Annotated in this window: 14 protein-coding genes and 3 pseudogenes; 9 read left to right on the forward strand and 8 right to left on the reverse strand. The window is 70.8% G+C overall.

Features of this window, described 5'->3' with window-relative positions; all coding sequences use genetic code 11:
• The first annotated feature begins 62 nt into the window (after positions 1-62).
• Positions 63-1,187, forward strand: a complete 1,125-nt coding sequence (gene disA, locus ACIA6T_RS24020; RefSeq protein WP_399448525.1) for a DNA integrity scanning diadenylate cyclase DisA — start codon at positions 63-65, stop codon at positions 1,185-1,187.
• 166 nt (positions 1,188-1,353) lie between these two features.
• On the opposite strand, the gene ACIA6T_RS24025 is transcribed toward disA, so the two are convergent.
• Positions 1,354-2,217 carry a hypothetical protein gene (locus tag ACIA6T_RS24025; RefSeq protein WP_399448526.1) on the reverse strand — a complete coding sequence of 288 codons (864 nt, stop codon included), beginning with the start codon at positions 2,215-2,217 and terminating at the stop codon, positions 1,354-1,356.
• Positions 2,218-2,391: 174 nt separating this feature from the next.
• Between ACIA6T_RS24025 and ACIA6T_RS24030 the strand changes: the two genes are divergently transcribed.
• On the forward strand, positions 2,392-3,045 hold the full coding sequence (locus tag ACIA6T_RS24030; RefSeq protein ID WP_399448528.1) for a phosphatase PAP2 family protein: 654 nt from the start codon (positions 2,392-2,394) through the stop codon (positions 3,043-3,045).
• 6 nt (positions 3,046-3,051) lie between these two features.
• Here ACIA6T_RS24030 and ACIA6T_RS24035 read toward each other — a convergent pair.
• The 3 genes and pseudogenes from ACIA6T_RS24035 to ACIA6T_RS24045 all read right to left on the reverse strand — a co-directional run.
• Positions 3,052-3,473, reverse strand: a pseudogene (locus ACIA6T_RS24035) (DNA-binding response regulator); the annotation flags it as partial.
• Between the two features lie 32 nt (positions 3,474-3,505).
• A pseudogene (locus ACIA6T_RS24040) lies at positions 3,506-4,704 on the reverse strand (RNA-guided endonuclease InsQ/TnpB family protein).
• A gap of 126 nt (positions 4,705-4,830) precedes the next feature.
• Entirely contained in the window at positions 4,831-5,292 is a 462-nt protein-coding gene (locus ACIA6T_RS24045; protein ID WP_399448529.1) for a hypothetical protein, read from the reverse strand.
• A gap of 131 nt (positions 5,293-5,423) precedes the next feature.
• Here ACIA6T_RS24045 and ACIA6T_RS24050 point away from each other — a divergent pair, with 131 nt between their 5' ends.
• The 5 genes from ACIA6T_RS24050 (at position 5,424) to cseC (ending at position 10,086) form a co-directional block, all read left to right on the forward strand.
• On the forward strand, positions 5,424-6,359 hold the full coding sequence (locus ACIA6T_RS24050; protein ID WP_352386349.1) for an A/G-specific adenine glycosylase: 936 nt from the start codon (positions 5,424-5,426) through the stop codon (positions 6,357-6,359).
• Positions 6,360-6,692: 333 nt separating this feature from the next.
• Positions 6,693-7,244, forward strand: coding sequence for a SigE family RNA polymerase sigma factor (locus ACIA6T_RS24055; protein ID WP_399448636.1), 552 nt, complete (start codon positions 6,693-6,695; stop codon positions 7,242-7,244).
• The gene (locus ACIA6T_RS24060; protein WP_399448530.1) at positions 7,232-7,888 is read left to right on the forward strand and encodes a hypothetical protein; all 657 of its coding nucleotides are present in this window, start codon (positions 7,232-7,234) and stop codon (positions 7,886-7,888) included. Before ACIA6T_RS24055 ends, ACIA6T_RS24060 begins: the two co-directional genes overlap by 13 nt.
• Positions 7,889-8,031: 143 nt before the next feature.
• The gene (gene cseB, locus ACIA6T_RS24065) at positions 8,032-8,730 is read left to right on the forward strand and encodes a two-component system response regulator CseB (protein ID WP_399448531.1); all 699 of its coding nucleotides are present in this window, start codon (positions 8,032-8,034) and stop codon (positions 8,728-8,730) included.
• A 9-nt stretch (positions 8,731-8,739) separates the two neighbouring features.
• A complete protein-coding gene (cseC, locus tag ACIA6T_RS24070) occupies positions 8,740-10,086 on the forward strand; it encodes a two-component system sensor histidine kinase CseC (protein ID WP_399448532.1) in 1,347 nt (448 codons plus the stop codon).
• Between the two features lie 67 nt (positions 10,087-10,153).
• Here cseC and ACIA6T_RS24075 read toward each other — a convergent pair.
• Positions 10,154-10,360, reverse strand: a pseudogene (locus ACIA6T_RS24075) (helix-turn-helix domain-containing protein); the annotation flags it as partial.
• A 150-nt stretch (positions 10,361-10,510) separates the two neighbouring features.
• Entirely contained in the window at positions 10,511-12,097 is a 1,587-nt protein-coding gene (locus tag ACIA6T_RS24080; protein WP_399448533.1) for an MDR family MFS transporter, read from the reverse strand.
• 149 nt (positions 12,098-12,246) lie between these two features.
• Here ACIA6T_RS24080 and ACIA6T_RS24085 point away from each other — a divergent pair, with 149 nt between their 5' ends.
• Positions 12,247-12,831 carry a TetR/AcrR family transcriptional regulator gene (locus ACIA6T_RS24085; protein WP_399448534.1) on the forward strand — a complete coding sequence of 195 codons (585 nt, stop codon included), beginning with the start codon at positions 12,247-12,249 and terminating at the stop codon, positions 12,829-12,831.
• 20 nt (positions 12,832-12,851) lie between these two features.
• On the opposite strand, the gene ACIA6T_RS24090 is transcribed toward ACIA6T_RS24085, so the two are convergent.
• On the reverse strand, positions 12,852-13,556 hold the full coding sequence (locus ACIA6T_RS24090; RefSeq protein ID WP_399448535.1) for a M23 family metallopeptidase: 705 nt from the start codon (positions 13,554-13,556) through the stop codon (positions 12,852-12,854).
• A 441-nt stretch (positions 13,557-13,997) separates the two neighbouring features.
• On the opposite strand from ACIA6T_RS24090, the gene ACIA6T_RS24095 reads away from it, so the two are divergent.
• Positions 13,998-14,636, forward strand: a complete 639-nt coding sequence (locus ACIA6T_RS24095) for an HAD family acid phosphatase (protein WP_399448536.1) — start codon at positions 13,998-14,000, stop codon at positions 14,634-14,636.
• 80 nt (positions 14,637-14,716) lie between these two features.
• Here the strand turns inward: ACIA6T_RS24095 and ACIA6T_RS24100 are convergent, their stop codons facing one another.
• Positions 14,717-17,242 carry an ATP-dependent Clp protease ATP-binding subunit gene (locus tag ACIA6T_RS24100; RefSeq protein ID WP_030836002.1) on the reverse strand — a complete coding sequence of 842 codons (2,526 nt, stop codon included), beginning with the start codon at positions 17,240-17,242 and terminating at the stop codon, positions 14,717-14,719.
• Positions 17,243-17,251 lie beyond the last annotated feature (9 nt).

Below are 17,251 nucleotides of genomic sequence, written 5' to 3' on the forward strand. Positions count from 1 at the left end.
CGTCCGTACGAACCGAGTGTGCGGAACGACGGCGCCCCAGAACCTGCGACCGGAGGAGTGCAGTGGCAGCCAACGACCGGGCAGCAGCTCCCGGAAAGTCCGGTGGGAGTGCCGGCTCCGAGGGCCTGATGCGCGCCTCGCTGAGCGCCGTGGCACCCGGTACCGGGCTGCGTGACGGCCTGGAGCGCGTGCTCCGCGGCAACACCGGCGGTCTCATCGTGCTCGGTTCCGACAAGACCGTCGAGGCGCTGTGCAGCGGCGGCTTCGTGCTGGACGTCGAGTTCACCGCGACCCGGCTGCGCGAGCTGTGCAAGCTGGACGGCGGCATCGTGCTCTCCTCCGACCTGTCCAAGATCCTGCGGGCGGGTGTCCAGCTGGTGCCGGACCCGACCATCCCCACCGAGGAGACCGGCACCCGGCACCGCACCGCCGACCGCGTCTCCAAGCAGGTCGGCTTCCCGGTCGTCTCCGTCTCCCAGTCGATGCGCCTGATCGCGCTGTACGTCGACGGCCACCGGCGGGTCCTGGAGGACTCGGCGGCGATCCTGTCCCGTGCCAACCAGGCGCTGGCCACCCTGGAGCGTTACAAGCTCCGTCTCGACGAGGTCGCGGGCACGCTGTCGGCGCTGGAGATCGAGGACCTGGTGACCGTCCGGGACGTCTCGGCGGTCGCGCAGCGGCTGGAGATGGTGCGCCGCATCGCCACCGAAATCGCCGAATACGTGGTCGAACTGGGCACCGACGGTCGTCTTCTCGCCCTGCAGCTGGACGAGTTGATCGCGGGCGTGGAGCCGGAGCGCGAGCTGGTCGTACGGGACTACGTTCCCGAGCCCACCGCCAAGCGTTCCCGCACGGTCGACGAGGCGCTGCACGAGCTGAACGTGCTCACGCACGCGGAGCTGCTGGAGCTGCCGACGGTGGCCCGTGCGCTGGGCTACACGGGATCGCCGGAGACGCTGGACTCCGCGGTGTCCCCGCGCGGGTTCCGGTTGCTGGCCAAGGTGCCGCGGCTGCCGGGGGCGATCATCGATCGGCTGGTGGAGCACTTCGGGGGGTTGCAGAAGCTGCTTGCCGCCAGCGTGGATGATCTGCAGACCGTGGACGGGGTCGGTGAGGCGCGGGCGCGGAGCGTGCGCGAGGGGCTGTCGCGGCTGGCGGAGAGTTCGATCCTCGAGCGGTACGTCTAGGACGGCCGTAACCGCGGGCAGTCGTGCCTCCCCCAGGGCCTCAAGGGCCTGGAAGGTACCCCCAGGGCGGCACGGGTGGGCGGTGGGGGCACCTCCCGCGCGAGCGGAGCCGAGCGTGGGAGAGGCACCCCGCAAGCGCGGGTGAGCGAAACCCACCCCCGGCAGGCTAACCGGCCTTCAGTACGAACGACGTCCGCACCCTCTCGAACCCCGGTGCCTTCACCTCCACCAGGTAGGTCCCCGCGCCGGCCGTGCCGGCCTTCGGCGTCGCGCACTCCGGCTCGCTCGCCTTGCGGTCCCACTTCACGGTGTACGTGATGCTGTCCTCCGCCGGCACCCGGAACACCAGGCTCCGTGCCCCCTTCGGGCAGTCGTCCGACGCCCAGTACGCGTCCTCGACACTCGCCGGAATGATCGTCAACACCGCGTTGTCCGGCCCGAGATCGACCTTGCAGTCGCTGCCGGAGGTGTTCCGCGCGGTGAGCAGGAACGTGGGCGTCTGCCCGGGCTCGTAGGAGTTGTGGGAGCTGCGCAGAGTGAACTTCACCGCGTTCGCCGTGCAGTTGGGCAGCGAGGACCCCGATCCGGCCGGCAGCGCGTCACCCGCGCCGACCCCCGCCGACGTACCGCCCTCGGAACCACCGCCCGCACTGCCCCCGGCACCACCACCGTCACCGCCACCGGAGTCCGCGGGATCACCGTTGGCCCCGTCGTCGCCGGAACCGGACGACGAGCCGTCCGAGCCGCCCGAGCCTTCGGACCCGCTGTCGGATCCACCGGACCCCGACTCGTCGCGCCCGCCCGGCGCCTGACTGATCGCCGGCCCCGAACTCGACGGTCCCGGAGTGATGGACGGCGCGGGATTCTTGCCGTTGGCCCCGTTGTCACGGTCGCCACCGCCCCCGTCGCCGGAGACCACCACCCAGGTGATCAACAACGCCAACAGGGCCAGTACGGACAGCAGTACGGCCCTCCGACGCCAGTAGATGGTGGAGGGAAGCGGCCCGACCGGATTGCGCAGAGATCCCACGGCGCAAACTGTACGAGAGATCGGCGCGTTCGCTTGTCCCACCCGCCGCTCCGAGCCCAACTTTTCCGGATCATCATTCCGGTAAAGGTCCTGTGACCCCTGTCTTTCGTCAGGTACGGCACGCGACGATCGCGGGGTGTGACCGTATCGGCGCCTCGCCTACCGTGCGTGACCATGGACTTCGTGGACAGCGGGCTCTACCGCGACATCACCGACTACGCGCACGGCGCCCCGACGTGGGTACAGCACACGGCCGAGATCGGGACGGAGGCCGGACTGCTGGTGTTCGTCGCGCTGTTCGTGGCCGGCTGGTGGCGGGCACGGCACTCCGGCACCCGCGCGTTCGCGATAGCGGTCCTTGCGCCTCTGGCCACGGCTGTGGCGTACGTGTGTGGTGAGGTGCTCAAGTCCGGTGTGACTCAGGAGCGTCCGTGCCGGGCGGTCACCGGCGCCGCCCCGTCGCTGGCGGATTGCCCGCCACACGGCGACTGGTCGTTCCCGAGCAACCACGCCACGATCGCGGGCGCCTCGGCCCTCGCACTGGTCCTGGTCCGGCGCGCGCTCGTCCGGCTGACGGCCCCGCTGGCCCTGCTCATGGCGTTCTCCCGGGTGTTCGTCGGCGTGCACTACCCGCACGACGTGGCGGCAGGCCTGCTGCTCGGCACGGTCGTCGCCTTCGCCGTCGTACGACTGGGCACGCGACCGGCGGTCCGGCTCGCGGAGGCGATGCGCGCCTCGTCGGCGTCCACCGCGCGGTGGTTCACCGGGCCGGGGCCGGAAACCGTCGCCCGCGCGGTGCCTCCGTACGCCACGCACCGGCGGCGCTGAGCGGGTTCAGCCCGCCACCAGGCCCGCCTCGTAGGCGACGATCGCCGCCTGTACGCGATTGCGTACGCCGAGCCGGTCGAGGACCGCGCTGACGTACGCCTTCACCGTGCCCTCGACGAGGTGCAGCCGGGCGGCGATCTCCGGGTTGGACAGTCCGGCCCCGACCAGGCCGAGGACCTCGCGTTCACGCGGGCTCAGCACCGCCACGCGCGCGCCTCGGCCTCCCGGGCGAGCCGGCCGCCGCCGTCGGCCCCGCCGAGGCCCTCGATGACGTACCGGGCCACCTTGGGCGACAGGAAGGCCGCGCCGCCCGCCACCGCCCGTACGCCCGCGATGAGTTCGTACGGGTCGCCGGACTTCAGCAGGAAGCCGGTGGCGCCGCCGCCGAGGGCGCGGGCGACGTAGGCGCGTTCGGAGAAGGTGTTGACTGCTCCCCTCCTTAAGTGAGGGGAGCTCTGGCTCAGGCTGCCTCCCGGAGCGGCGCTCCGGGAGGTCTTGTGCCCTCGTCACCAGCCGGGTCCAGACCTGCCCGGACGAGCATCACGCGGGCGGAGTTCTTGTCCCGAGGGGAGACGGCTCCGCACGCGGTGCAGGTGTAGGTGCGTTCGGACAGCGGCAGGGCGTGCCTGGCTCTCGCTCCGCATCCGGCGCAGTCCATGGTGGTGTGCGCGGGATGTACGAGCCGTACGTCCCGCCCGTGTTTGCGGCCCATCTCGACCAGGGCCTGTTTGGTGGCGCCGATCGCGGCGTCGGCCGCCTTGCGCGCCATGCTGGTGCGGGCGAGGAACTTCGGGCGGAAGTCCTCCACCGCGATCACGTCATGGTCGCGCACGACCTTCTTCGCCCACGTGCGGGCGGTGTCCTGCCGCTGCCGGGCAATCTTCGCGTACGTCTTCGCCCGCCACCGCTTCGCCTCCCGGTACCCCTTCGACGCCGCCTGCCCTCTCCTAGGTTTGCGGCGGGCCATCATCCGGTCGTAGCGGGACAGCTTCTCCTGCGCCTTCCTGCCATGGCGGGGACGGGGGAGGTCGTGGGCGTCGGAGGTGGTGGTGGCCGTTTCCCGCACGCCCCAGTCGATACCGATGACCGCGCCCGTCGGCGGCAGCGGCCCGATCGGGGCGGGGACGACGAACGAGGCATACCAATGCCCAACACCGTCGCGGTAGACCCGCACCGAGGAAGGCTCTGCCGAAAGAGGACGCGACCACACCACGGTCAGGACGATCCCGCCCGCCAAGTGCAGGCGGCTGTCCTTGAGGCGGAAGCCGCGCCGGGTGCAGTTCAGGCTCGGTTCGGTCTCGCGCCGCTTCTTGTGCCGGGGCAGCCCGGCCCGCCTGTGCAGCGGCAGCCGGTCCCTGATGCCCTTCAGGGCCTTCGTGCGGGAGGCGGCGAAGTCACGAATGATCTGCTGCTGCGGAACCGAGGCACTCTCAGCCGGCCACGGTGTCATCCCGCGCGCCTGGGTCAGCATCTGGTCCAGCCGGGCCGGACCGCACTCCTCCCCCTCGGCGTAGGCCCTCCTGGAACGGGCCACACACTCGTTCCACAGCCACCGACACCGCCCCCACTCCCCCTCTCCAACCCCGCACGGGCAGTGGCCCACACCCGCAGCCGGTGGATATACCGAGCGCGCCCAACCGCCTCCCCCACAGCCCGCACCCCCTGCCTCTGTTCCGATCAACCGACTCCCGGTCAACTGACCGTACGTACGAGCTCCGCACACCCGCATACTTCTTCCCGCACAATCGCCCCAACCGGCGAATGGGGGGGCACACGCGTTCGCCTTCATCCGGCTCTATCGGACGCAGTTGTCCGGGCGCGGGATGCGCTTCTTCCCCGGTGTGAACGCCGCGGATTCCTTGCGGATGCCAGGGGACGGGATCGAGTCCCGAGCGCGATCTTCACGCCGCCGGCGCAGGCGACGGCGGCGAGGCACAGCGCCGCGGGGGCCGTACGGGGCGACCTCAGGCCGAGCAGCGGCGCGAACACCGCGAGGGCGGGGCCGTAGGAGACGCTGAACAGCGCGGGCGTGGCGGCGATGCCGAGCGCTGCCGTCAGTCCGAAGGCGGCCGCCGGGCGGCGTCGGGCCACGGCGGTGGCGGCGGTGAGCACGCCGAGTCCGGCGAGCTGCTGCCAGAGCGGACGCGGCTCGTTCAGCCCGATCCGGTCGGCGCAGACCGCGGGCAGGGCGAGGGCCGCCCAGAGCAGGCAGCCCTTGCCGAGCGCGGCGGGACGGGCACGTTCCATGGCCTTGACGCTACAAGCGGACGGGGGTGTGCCACCGCCGTCGATCGTCAGGTGTGCCGTCACCCTGCGGGAGGCCTCCGCCGTGGCGCTCCCACCACGGGCGGGCACCGGCGTGGGAGGATCGAGGGGCCATGACTGCTCCCACTAAGCCCCCGTACGGCAACGCCGCCGATTCCGCGTCCGAGCGTGCTCCCGGTGAGCCGCTGCACTCCCCCGTCATCGACTGGTTCGACGAGCACGCCCGGGACCTGCCGTGGCGGCGTCCGGAGGCCGGTGCGTGGGGGGTGATGGTCAGCGAGTTCATGCTGCAGCAGACCCCGGTGAACCGGGTGCTGCCCGTCTACGAGCAGTGGCTGGCCCGCTGGCCGCGCCCCGCCGACCTCGCCGCGGAGGCGCCCGGTGAGGCGGTCCGCGCCTGGGGCCGGCTCGGCTACCCGCGCCGCGCGCTCCGGCTGCACGGCGCCGCCGTCGCCATAACGGAGCGGCACGGCGGCGACGTACCGGCCGACCACGCCCAGCTGCTGGCGCTGCCCGGCATCGGGGAGTACACGGCCGCGGCGGTGGCGTCGTTCGCGTACGGGCAGCGGCACGCGGTGCTGGACACCAATGTGCGCCGGGTGTTCGCCCGCGCGGTCACCGGTGCGCAGTACCCGCCGAACGCCACCACCGCCGCCGAGCGCCGGCTGGCCCGCGCCCTGCTGCCGGAGGACGCCCCGACCGCCGCGCGGTGGGCCGCCGCCTCCATGGAGCTCGGCGCGCTGGTGTGCACGGCGAAGAACGAGTCGTGTCAGCGCTGCCCGATCGCCGCGCAGTGCGCGTGGCGGCTGGCGGGCAAGCCGGCCCACGAGGGTCCGCCGCGCCGGGGCCAGACGTACGCGGGCACGGACCGTCAGGTCCGCGGGCGGCTGCTGGCCGTGCTGCGGGAGGCGCACGGCGCGGTGCCGCAGGCCGCGCTGGACCGGGTGTGGCACGAGCCGGTGCAGCGGGCCCGCGCGCTGGACGGCCTGGTCGCCGACGGTCTGGTGGAGCCGCTGCCGGGCGGCCTGTACCGGCTGCCGATGACCTGACACCGGATACAGCCGGTTCACACACCCGTCCGACGTCGCGTACAGCCGTTTCACACACGCCCCATCGGCACGGCGGGACATACCGGCCCGCACCCGCCCCGATCGACCGCCCGCTTTACCCCGCTCCTCCTTCCGTTACACAACCGACGGACAGCCGAGCGCTTCCCGCAGGCTTCCTCGGACAACGCCGTGACAACGCCTCCGTACCGTCGATCACGTGCTCGACAAGGGCACGACGACGACGGATCACAGGCGGTACCACCGGCTCGCGCGAGCGGGCCGGACACGGGGAGCGGGAGGCGGTTCACCATGGCGCAGGACATGGCGCGGGACATGGCGCGGGGCGAGGTACGGGGTGAGGTCCTCGCGTTCGAGGAGTACGTCCGCACCCGGCAGGACGCACTGCTGCGCAGCGCCCGCCGTCTGGTCCCGGACCCCATCGACGCGCAGGACCTGCTGCAGACCGCGCTGGCCCGGACGTACGGCCGCTGGGAGACCATCGAGGACAAGCGGCTGGCCGACGCTTACCTGCGCCGGGTCATGATCAACACGCGGACGGAGTGGTGGCGGGCCCGCAAGCTGGAGGAGGTGCCCACCGAGCAGCTCCCGGACGCCTGTGTGGACGACTCCACCGAGCAGCACGCCGACCGCGCCCTGCTGATGGACATCCTGAAGGTCCTCGCCCCGAAGCAGCGCAGCGTCGTGGTGCTGCGACACTGGGAGCAGATGTCCACGGAGGAGACGGCCGCCGCCCTCGGCATGTCGGCCGGAACGGTCAAGAGCACCCTGCACCGGGCGCTCGCCCGGCTCCGCGAGGAGCTTCAGGCGCGCGATCTGGACGCCCGCGCGCTGGAGCGTGAGGAGCGGGAGCGTTGCGCGGCCTGACCGGCGCGGGGCCCACCTGGGCCCGGACCACCGCCAGGGCGGCGACCACGGTGACGGCCGTGTTCGCCGCCGTCGTCCTGTTCGTCGCCGGCTGCGGCACGGGCGGCACCGGCGCGCGGGACGAGGGCCCGGCGCACGTGGACTCCGTGGCGAGCGCCCCCGCCGCCGCGGCGTCGGCCGAGCCCTCGCGGACCCCCGACCGGGCGGACGCGGTCCGGCTGGTCAAGGCCGACCCGGAGGTCTCGGCGGAGGTCAAGCGGGAACTGCAGCCGTGCGTCGCCGACCAGTACCCCGTCGACGTGAGCTACGGCAACCTCACCCGAGGAGCCGTCGACGACATCGTCGTCAACGTGCTGACCTGCGGGGACGCGGTGGGTGTCGGCACGTATGTGTACCGCGAGCAGGGTGGCGCGTACGTGAACGTGTTCTCGGCCGAGGAGCCCCCGGTGTACGCGGAGATCGACCGCGGGGACCTGGTGGTGACCAAGCAGGTGTACGACCGGGGCGACCCGGTGTCGAGCCCGTCCGGGGAGAACGTGATCACGTACCGCTGGGACTCGGGCCGGTTCGCCGAGAAGTACCGCACGCACAACGACTACGGGCAGGTGGCCGGCGCGGAGCCGACACCGGCGCCCGGGAGCTGAGACATGGCTCACGTCGTGAACCGATGGGACCCTCCGGGCCGATGAACGGGTGAACCCGCGGCGCGGCCCCCGCGTCCGTGGGGTGAACGAGAAGAACACGCGCGCACCGACCCCGAGATCACACGAGGACTGAGAGCACCGGGATGGCAGACCAGACCCACGTCCTGTTCGTCGAGGACGACGACGTCATCCGTGAGGCCACCCAGCTCACCCTGGAGCGGGACGGCTTCGCGGTCACCGCGATGCCCGACGGGCTGTCGGGCCTGGAGGCGTTCCGCACGGACCGTCCCGACATCGCGCTGCTCGACGTCATGGTGCCCGGGCTCGACGGGGTGAGCCTGTGCCGGCGCATCCGGGACGAGTCGACGGTGCCGGTGATCATGCTGTCGGCGCGGGCCGACGCCATCGACGTGGTGCTGGGCCTGGAGGCGGGCGCCGACGACTATGTGACCAAGCCGTTCGACAGTGCGGTGCTGGTGGCCCGGATCCGCGCGGTGCTGCGCCGCTTCGGGCGCGCGAACGGCGGCCGGGAGGACGCGGACGGTCCGGGTGACGGGGGTGTGCTGGCGTTCGGCGAGCTGGAGGTCGACACCGGGGGCATGGAGGTGCGCCGGGCGGGCAGGCCGGTGGCGCTGACGCCGACCGAGATGCGGCTGCTGCTGGAGTTCTCGGCGGCGCCGAACACCGTGCTCTCCCGCGACAAGCTGCTGGAGCGGGTGTGGGAGTACGGCTGGGGCGGTGACACGCGGGTCGTCGACGTCCATGTGCAGCGGTTGCGTACGAAGATCGGCCAGGACCGTATCGAGACGGTCCGCGGCTTCGGTTACAAGCTGAAGGCCTGAGCGAAGCGGATGCGCGGGTATTTCCGGCGCCTGGTGGCGGCGTGCGTCGACCGGGTGGGCATAGGTACGGGTCTGCGGTGGAAGCTCAGCGCGGCCATCGCGCTGGTCGGGGCGCTGGTGGCGGTCGCGCTGAGCCTGGTCGTGCACAACGCGGCCCGGGTGTCGATGCTGGACAACGCGCGCGACCTGGCGGACGAGCGCGTCATGATCGCCCAGCGCAACTACGAGCTGTCGGGGCGGCTGAACTTCCCCAACACCAAGATCGACGACCCGGAGCTGCCGGAGGAGCTGCGGGAGAAGGCCGAGGGGGGCCGGCGGGCGACCTATGTGGCGGACCGGCCGGGCGGGGCGCCGGACATCTGGGCGGCGGTGCCGCTGAAGAACGGGCACGTGATGTCGCTGCACTCCGGTTTCACGGACCGCAGCTCGGACATCCTCAAGGACCTCGACCAGGCCCTGGTGATCGGCTCCATCGCGGTGGTGCTGGGCGGCAGCGCGCTCGGGGTGCTCATCGGGGGGCATCTGTCGCGGCGGCTGCGGAAGGCGGCCACGGCCGCCAACCGGGTCGCGAAGGGCGAGACGGACGTCCGGGTGCGCGAGGCGATCGGCGGGGTGGTGCGCGACGAGACCGACGACCTGGCCAGCGCGGTGGACGCCATGGCGGACGCGCTGCGGCAGCGGCTGGAGGCCGAGCGCCGGGTCACCGCCGACATCGCGCACGAGCTGCGCACCCCCGTGACCGGCCTGCTCACCGCCGCCGAACTGCTGCCGCCGGGCCGGCCGACCGAGCTGGTGCTGGACCGGGCCAAGGCGATGCGCACCCTCGTCGAGGACGTCCTGGAGGTGGCCCGGCTGGACAGCGCCTCCGAGCGGGCGGAACTGCAGGACATCCTGCTGGGCGGGTTCGTCGCCCGGCGGGTGGCGGCGAAGGACCCGGACGTCACCGTGCGGGTGGTGCACGAGTCGGAGGTCACCACCGACCCGCGGCGGCTGGAGCGCGTGCTGCTCAACCTGCTCGCCAACGCCGCCCGGCACGGCAGGCCGCCCATCGAGGTCACCGTCGAGGGCCGGGTCATCCGGGTCCGCGACCACGGGCCCGGCTTCCCCGAGGCGCTGCTCGCCGAGGGGCCGAGCCGCTTCCGCACCGGCAGCGCGGACCGGGCCGGCCGCGGCCACGGGCTGGGCCTGACCATCGCGGCGGGGCAGGCGCGGGTGCTGGGCGCGCGGCTGACCTTCCGCAACGTACGGCCGCCGGGGGCCCCGGACGACGCGCCGGCCGAGGGCGCGGTCGCCGTGCTGTGGCTGCCCGAACACGCACCGACGAACACCGGGAGCTATCCCATGCCGACGCAGTAGCGGGGTGGTTCAGCAGGACCGGTCCTTGTCCGTGGGGATCACTGAGCCGATCGGGGACGCTGCTGAAACCGGCCGGGTGGCAGATCTCCGTCACCGACGGGTTCGCGGTGCGCAGCGGGTCCTCGGCGCGCTCGATCCGGCGGTGCGTGGGGTACTGGCCCGGTGTCTCGCCGTGGGTCTCCCTGAAGGCGTGTATGAAGTGGTGGCGCGAGTGTCCGGCGTGCGCGGCGCTCGCGGCCGGGTCGAGGTCCGGGTCGGCCCGGTCCCGGTCCATCGCGTCCTTGGCCGGCCTCGGCTGCCGCGCCCTGTCCGTGCGCCCGATGGTGGCACGGGGGTCCGGCAACGGGTCCGGTCCGGCGTACGGGGAAGGCCCCCGGAAGCGCGGGTGCGCCGCCGGGGGCCTTCGTGCCGCCCTGGAGGAGGGTCAGACGGGCTCGGTGACCGCCATCGGTGCCGGGGCGCCGTCACCGGAGCCGTCCTTCTGCGGGCCCGCGCCCTTCAGGGGGACCTCCTTCACGAAGACCGCCGCCGCCAGCGAGAGCACCGCGATCACGGCGCCCAGGAGGAACGCCGAGTGGGTACCCGAGGACACCGCGTGCTGGTAGGCCTCGCGGGCCGCCTCCGGCAGCTTCGCCAGGCTCGCGGCGTCCAGTTGGGCGGACTGCTCGGTCACCTTGGAGCCCAGCGAGCCGGCCTTATCGGCCATGCCGTCCTGGACGCGGTTGTTGAACAGCGCGCCCATGATCGCGACGCCGAAGGAGGAGCCGAGGGTACGGAACAGGGTGGTGGACGAGGACGCCACGCCCATGTCCTTCATCTCGACGCTGTTCTGCGCGACCAGCATGGTGATCTGCATCAGACAGCCCATGCCGAGACCGACCACGGCCATGAAGACACCGGAGGTGAACCGGGAGGTCCCGGTGTCCATCGTGGACAGCAGGTACAGGCCGACGATCATCAGCGCGCTGCCGAGCACCGGGAAGATCTTGTACCGGCCGGTGTTGGTGGTGACCCGGCCCGCCACCATCGAGGTGACCAGCATCGCGCCGAGCATCGGCAGGAGCAGCAGGCCGGAGTTGGTGGCGGAGGCACCCTGCACGGACTGCTGGTAGAGCGGCAGGAAGAGCGTCGCGCCGAACATCACGAAGCCGGTGATGAAGCCGATGACGGACATCAGCGTGAAGTTGCGGCTGCGGAAGATGTGCAGCGGCACCACCGGCTCGGCGGCCCTGGTCTGCCAGAACACGAAGCCCACGAGGGACGCGACACCGAGCCCGATCAGCTCCATGATCCGCGCGGAGGTCCAGGCGTACTCCGTGCCGCCCCAGGTGGTGACGAGCACGACGGCGGTGATGCCGACGGTCAGCAGCGCGACCCCGAGGTAGTCGATGCCGGCCTCGGCCCGCTTCTTCGGCAGGTGCAGTACGGCGCCCACGGCGGCCAGCGCGATCGCGCCGAGCGGCAGGTTGATGTAGAAGGCCCAGCGCCAGCCCCAGTTGTCGGTGATGGTGCCGCCGACCAGGGGTCCGCCGATCATCGCCAGCGCCATCACGGCCGCCATCATGCCCTGGTACTTGCCGCGCTCCCGGGGCGGGATCAGGTCGCCGATGATCGCCATGACGCCGACCATCAGTCCGCCGGCGCCCAGACCCTGCACCGCTCGGAAGGCGATCAGCTGGCCCATGTCCTGGGCCATGCCGCTGAGCGCGGAGCCGATCAGGAAGATCACGATGGACGTCATGAACGTGGCCTTGCGCCCGTACATGTCACCGAGCTTGCCCCAGACCGGGGTGGAGGCCGCGGTGGCCAGGGTGTAGGCGGTGACCACCCAGGACAGGTGCTCCAGTCCGCCCAGCTCGCCCACGATCGTCGGCATCGCCGTACCGATGATCATGTTGTCGAGCATCGCGAGCATCATCGCGATCATGAGTGCGAGCAGGACCACCCGCACGCTCTTCGGCTGTTTGCCGGTGTCCGTCTCCACGGCCCCCGCCGCTGGTGTGTCCGCCATGATTCCTTCTCCCCCGGCCACGGTCGCGTGACCACTGCTACTTACTTGCCGACCGGCTAGTTCACCGCACTGGGAAGCTAGTCGCGTAACTAGCCGGTCGTCAAGTAAGTTTTCGTCAAGAGGGGTCGAGTAGGAGGATGGGCGGCACCATGGACGGCACCAGACAGCGGCGCCGCGGGAACACCCGCCAGCGCATCCAGGACGTGGCCCTCGAACTCTTCGCCGAGCAGGGCTACGAGAAGACGTCGCTGCGCGAGATCGCCGAGCACCTGGACGTCACCAAGGCGGCGCTGTACTACCACTTCAAGACGAAGGAGGAGATCCTCGTCGGCATCTTCGAGGACCTCTCGCGGCCGATCGAGGACCTGATCGAGTGGGGGCGGCAACAGCCGCACTCGCTGGAGACCAAGCAGGAGATCATCCGCCGGTACAGCGAGGCACTGGCGGGCGCGGCCCCGCTCTTCCGCTTCATGCAGGAGAACCAGGCCACGATCCGCGAGCTGCGCATCGGCGAGATGTTCAAGACCCGCATGCTCGGGCTGCGCGACATCCTCATGGACCCGGACGCCGACCTGGTCGACCAGGTGCGCTGCGTCAGCGCCCTGTTCACCATGCACGCGGGGATGCACGTCCTGCAGGACGTCGAAAGCGACCCCGAGGAGAAGCGCAAGGCCGTCCTCGAGGTCGCCATCGATCTGATCACCCAGGCCCACCGGGGGTCCGGGGGCGCTTAGGCGCTGTTCGTCCGTGCGGGTCAGACGGTCACGCCCTTGGAGTGCAGGAACTTGACCGGGTCGACGGCGGAGCCGTAGTTCGGGGTGGTGCGGATCTCGAAGTGCAGGTGCGGGCCGCTGGAGTTGCCGGTGTTGCCGGACAGGGCGATCTTCTGGCCGGTCTTGACGATCTGGCCGGCCTTCACGTCGACCTGCGAGAGGTGGGCGTACTGGGAGTACGTGCCGTTGCCGTGCTTGATGACGACGGCGTTGCCGTACGCGGGGCCGTCGCCGGCGCCGTTGGGGCCGGCCTTGACGACGGTGCCGCCGTGCGCGGCCATCACGGTGGTGCCGGTCGGGACGGCGTAGTCCTGGCCGCTGTGCTTGGACGCCCACATGCCGCCGTTCTGGGCGAAGCTCGCGGACAGCTTGTAGCTCTTGACCGGGTCGATCCAGGACGCCTGCTTCTTGGCGGCGGCCTGGGCGGCCTTCTTCGCCTGGGCGGCCTTCGCGGCCTTCGCCTCGGCGGCCTTCTCGGCCTGGGCGGCCTGGGCCTTCGCGGCCTTGGCCTGGGCGGCGGCCTGCGCCTGGACGGCACTGGCGGCGCCGGACGCGGCCGTGGTGTCGGCGGCGGCCGCGACCCCGGCTCCCATCACGACCGAGGCCCCCAGTCCGGCGGCCAGCACGGCCGCGCGGGTGCGGATCCGGGACGTACGGAAGGAGCGGGGCGTGACGCGCTGGGACATCTCAACCTCATCAGGAAGGGGGCGTGGGAAAACCACCTGGCGGACGGATCCGCGCCTCGGTGGTGATTCATTGGTAGCCCTTCCGGACATAAGTGCGCAAAGGTGTGACCTACGACGGAAAGTCGTAGATCTGCACTGAGATGCAGGTCTCTTGACACAGTCCCCTTATCGGACGAAACCCCCCATTTAGAGCTGATCGATCAGAATCATGGGATAAATGTCCGTTTTGCGTGCGGGCTTTAGCCACTATTCCGGCTAGTACCGGACAAAGCGCCTGTGCACCATGTCACCGGGGACCGGGTTCGGCCATTCCATAAATGTGGCGCAGGCCTCTAGGCGCCTACCGCCCGGTAACCCTACGGTTCACCTCGCGTCACCCTCGCAGAGGAGCATGCACACGACACGTTGGCAGCGTCACGGACGTGAGAGGACCCCCACGAGATGAGAAGCCGACGCTCCTGGCCGATCCGCGCATCGGTCACCGCCGTCTCCGCGGCCGCCCTGGTGGCCCTGGCCGCACCGGCCGAGGCCACGGCCCCCGCCTCACCGGCCGTTTCCCCGGTGGCAGCCGCCACCGCGGCGGCGGACGTCGACTACGACACCTGGCAGCGGGACTGCCGGGCGGTCATGGACCAGGCCCTGCCCTATCTGAAGCAGCGGATCGGGGACACCGGGCCGGGCGAGAAGCAGGCGATCGTCCTCGACGTCGACAACACCGCGCTGGAGACCGACTTCGGGTTCAGCTTCCCGCAGCCCGCCAACGAGCCGGTCCTGGAGGCCGCGGAGTACGCACAGGAGCACGGCGTCGCCGTGTTCTTCGTGACCGCCCGCCCGGGCATCATCCACGCGCCCACCGACTGGAACCTCGACCACGCCGGCTACGAGTCCTCCGGCCTGTACGTCCGCGGGTTCTTCGACCTGTTCAAGAACGTCGCCGACTACAAGACCGCCCAGCGCGCCCACATCGAGGCCAAGGGCTACACGATCATCGCCAACATCGGCAACAGCGCCACCGACCTGTCGGGCGGCCACGCCGAGAGGACGTTCAAGCTGCCGGACTACGACGGTCAGCTGTCGTAGCGCGGGCACGCGTGCCCGCGGGCACGCGAAAGGGGCCGGTGCCTTTCGGGCACCGGCCCCTTTCGGTTGCCGTGGGACGCTTACGCGTCCTTGCTCAGGTTCGGACCGGCTCCGCCGGCCGCCTGCTCGATCGGCGGGACGTCGGGCAGGGCCGACTTCTCCTCACCGCGGAAGGTGAAGGTCTGGGACTCGCCCTCGCCCTCGGTGTCCACGACCACGATGTGACCGGGACGCAGCTCGCCGAAGAGGATCTTCTCCGAGAGCGTGTCCTCGATCTCGCGCTGGATCGTGCGGCGCAGCGGACGCGCGCCCAGCACCGGGTCGTAGCCCTTCTTGGACAGCAGTTCCTTGGCGGACTGGGAGAGCTCGATGCCCATGTCCCGGTCCTTGAGGCGCTCGTCCACCTTGTCGATCATCAGGTCGACGATCCGCAGGATGTCCTCCTGGCTGAGCTGCGGGAAGACGACCACGTCGTCGACGCGGTTGAGGAACTCGGGCCGGAAGTGCTGCTTGAGCTCGTCCTGGACCTTGTTCTTCATGCGCTCGTAGTTGGTCTTCGTGTCGCCCGCGGCGGCGAAGCCCAGGTTGAAGCCCTTGGAGATGTCCCGGGTGCCGAGGTTGGTCGTCATGATGATGACCGTGTTCTTGAAGTCCACGACCCGGCCCTGGGAGTCGGTCAGGCGACCGTCCTCCAGGATCTGCAGCAGCGAGTTGAAGATGTCCGGGTGGGCCTTCTCGACCTCGTCGAAGAGGACGACCGAGAACGGCTTGCGGCGCACCTTCTCCGTCAGCTGGCCGCCCTCCTCGTAGCCCACGTAGCCGGGGGGCGAACCGAAGAGGCGCGAGACCGTGTGCTTCTCGCTGAACTCCGACATGTCGAGGGAGATCAGCGCGTCCTCGTCACCGAAGAGGAACTCCGCGAGCGCCTTGGACAGCTCGGTCTTACCGACACCGGACGGACCGGCGAAGATGAACGAGCCACCGGGACGCTTCGGGTCCTTCAGGCCGGCACGGGTACGGCGGATCGCCTTGGACAGCGCCTTGACGGCGTCGACCTGGCCGATGACCCGCTTGTGGAGCTCGTCCTCCATGCGCAGCAGGCGGGACGACTCCTCCTCCGTGAGCTTGAAGACCGGGATGCCCGTCGCCGTGGCGAGGACCTCGGCGATCAGCTCGCCGTCGACCTCGGCGACGACGTCCATGTCGCCGGCCTTCCACTCCTTCTCCCGCTTCGCCTTGGCGGCGAGGAGCTGCTTCTCCTTGTCGCGCAGGGAGGCGGCCTTCTCGAAGTCCTGCGAGTCGATCGCGGACTCCTTGTCGCGGCGGACGCCGGCGATCTTCTCGTCGAACTCGCGCAGGTCCGGCGGCGCGGTCATCCGGCGGATGCGCATCCGGGAACCGGCCTCGTCGATCAGGTCGATCGCCTTGTCCGGCAGGAAGCGGTCCGAGATGTAGCGGTCGGCGAGCGTCGCCGCCTGCACCAGGGCCTCGTCGGTGATCGAGACGCGGTGGTGCGCCTCGTACCGGTCGCGCAGGCCCTTGAGGATCTCGATCGTGTGCGGCAGGGACGGCTCCGCGACCTGGATGGGCTGGAAGCGGCGCTCCAGGGCCGCGTCCTTCTCCAGGTGCTTGCGGTACTCGTCCAGCGTGGTCGCACCGATGGTCTGCAGCTCACCGCGGGCCAGCATCGGCTTGAGGATGCTCGCGGCGTCGATGGCGCCCTCGGCGGCACCCGCACCGACCAGCGTGTGCAGCTCGTCGATGAACAGGATGATGTCGCCGCGGGTGCGGATCTCCTTGAGCACCTTCTTCAGGCGCTCCTCGAAGTCACCGCGGTAGCGGGAGCCGGCGACCAGGGCGCCGAGGTCCAGGGTGTAGAGGTGCTTGTCCTTGAGGGTCTCGGGCACCTCGCCCTTGACGATGGCCTGGGCGAGACCCTCGACGACGGCGGTCTTGCCGACGCCGGGCTCACCGATCAGCACCGGGTTGTTCTTGGTACGGCGGGACAGCACCTGCATGACCCGCTCGATCTCCTTCTCGCGCCCGATGACCGGGTCGAGCTTGGACTCACGAGCGGCCTGGGTGAGGTTCCGGCCGAACTGGTCGAGGACCAGGGACGTGGAGGGGGTGCCCTCGGCAGGACCGCCGGCGGTGGCGGTCTCCTTGCCCTGGTAACCGGAGAGCAGCTGGATGACCTGCTGCCGCACCCGGTTCAGATCGGCGCCCAGCTTGACCAGGACCTGGGCGGCGACGCCCTCGCCCTCACGGATCAGGCCGAGCAGGATGTGCTCCGTGCCGATGTAGTTGTGGCCCAGCTGAAGGGCCTCGCGGAGCGACAGCTCCAGGACCTTCTTGGCACGGGGGGTGAAGGGAATGTGACCCGACGGGGCCTGCTGGCCCTGCCCGATGATCTCCTCCACCTGCTGGCGGACCGCCTCGAGCGAAATCCCGAGGCTCTCAAGGGCCTTGGCGGCGACACCCTCACCCTCGTGGATCAGGCCCAGGAGGATGTGCTCGGTGCCGATGTAGTTGTGGTTGAGCATCCGGGCTTCTTCCTGAGCCAGGACGACAACCCGCCGCGCGCGGTCGGTGAACCTCTCGAACATCGTTAATCG

The organism is Streptomyces sp. NPDC051740 (assembly GCF_044453165.1).
Lineage (GTDB): Bacteria > Actinomycetota > Actinomycetes > Streptomycetales > Streptomycetaceae > Streptomyces > Streptomyces atrovirens.

What these genes read in the sequence shown, in the direction of transcription:
- ACIA6T_RS24030 (WP_399448528.1), top strand. Translation starts at nt 2,392, where the DNA reads ATGGACTTCGTGGACAGCGGGCTCTACCGCGACATCACCGACTACGCG.
- ACIA6T_RS24045 (WP_399448529.1), bottom strand. Translation starts at nt 5,292, where the DNA reads ATGGAACGTGCCCGTCCCGCCGCGCTCGGCAAGGGCTGCCTGCTCTGG.
- ACIA6T_RS24050 (WP_352386349.1), top strand. Translation starts at nt 5,424, where the DNA reads ATGACTGCTCCCACTAAGCCCCCGTACGGCAACGCCGCCGATTCCGCG.
- ACIA6T_RS24055 (WP_399448636.1), top strand. Translation starts at nt 6,693, where the DNA reads ATGGCGCGGGGCGAGGTACGGGGTGAGGTCCTCGCGTTCGAGGAGTAC.
- cseB (WP_399448531.1), top strand. Translation starts at nt 8,032, where the DNA reads ATGGCAGACCAGACCCACGTCCTGTTCGTCGAGGACGACGACGTCATC.
- cseC (WP_399448532.1), top strand. Translation starts at nt 8,740, where the DNA reads ATGCGCGGGTATTTCCGGCGCCTGGTGGCGGCGTGCGTCGACCGGGTG.
- ACIA6T_RS24080 (WP_399448533.1), bottom strand. Translation starts at nt 12,097, where the DNA reads ATGGCGGACACACCAGCGGCGGGGGCCGTGGAGACGGACACCGGCAAA.
- ACIA6T_RS24085 (WP_399448534.1), top strand. Translation starts at nt 12,247, where the DNA reads ATGGACGGCACCAGACAGCGGCGCCGCGGGAACACCCGCCAGCGCATC.
- ACIA6T_RS24090 (WP_399448535.1), bottom strand. Translation starts at nt 13,556, where the DNA reads ATGTCCCAGCGCGTCACGCCCCGCTCCTTCCGTACGTCCCGGATCCGC.
- ACIA6T_RS24095 (WP_399448536.1), top strand. Translation starts at nt 13,998, where the DNA reads ATGAGAAGCCGACGCTCCTGGCCGATCCGCGCATCGGTCACCGCCGTC.
- ACIA6T_RS24100 (WP_030836002.1), bottom strand. Translation starts at nt 17,242, where the DNA reads ATGTTCGAGAGGTTCACCGACCGCGCGCGGCGGGTTGTCGTCCTGGCT.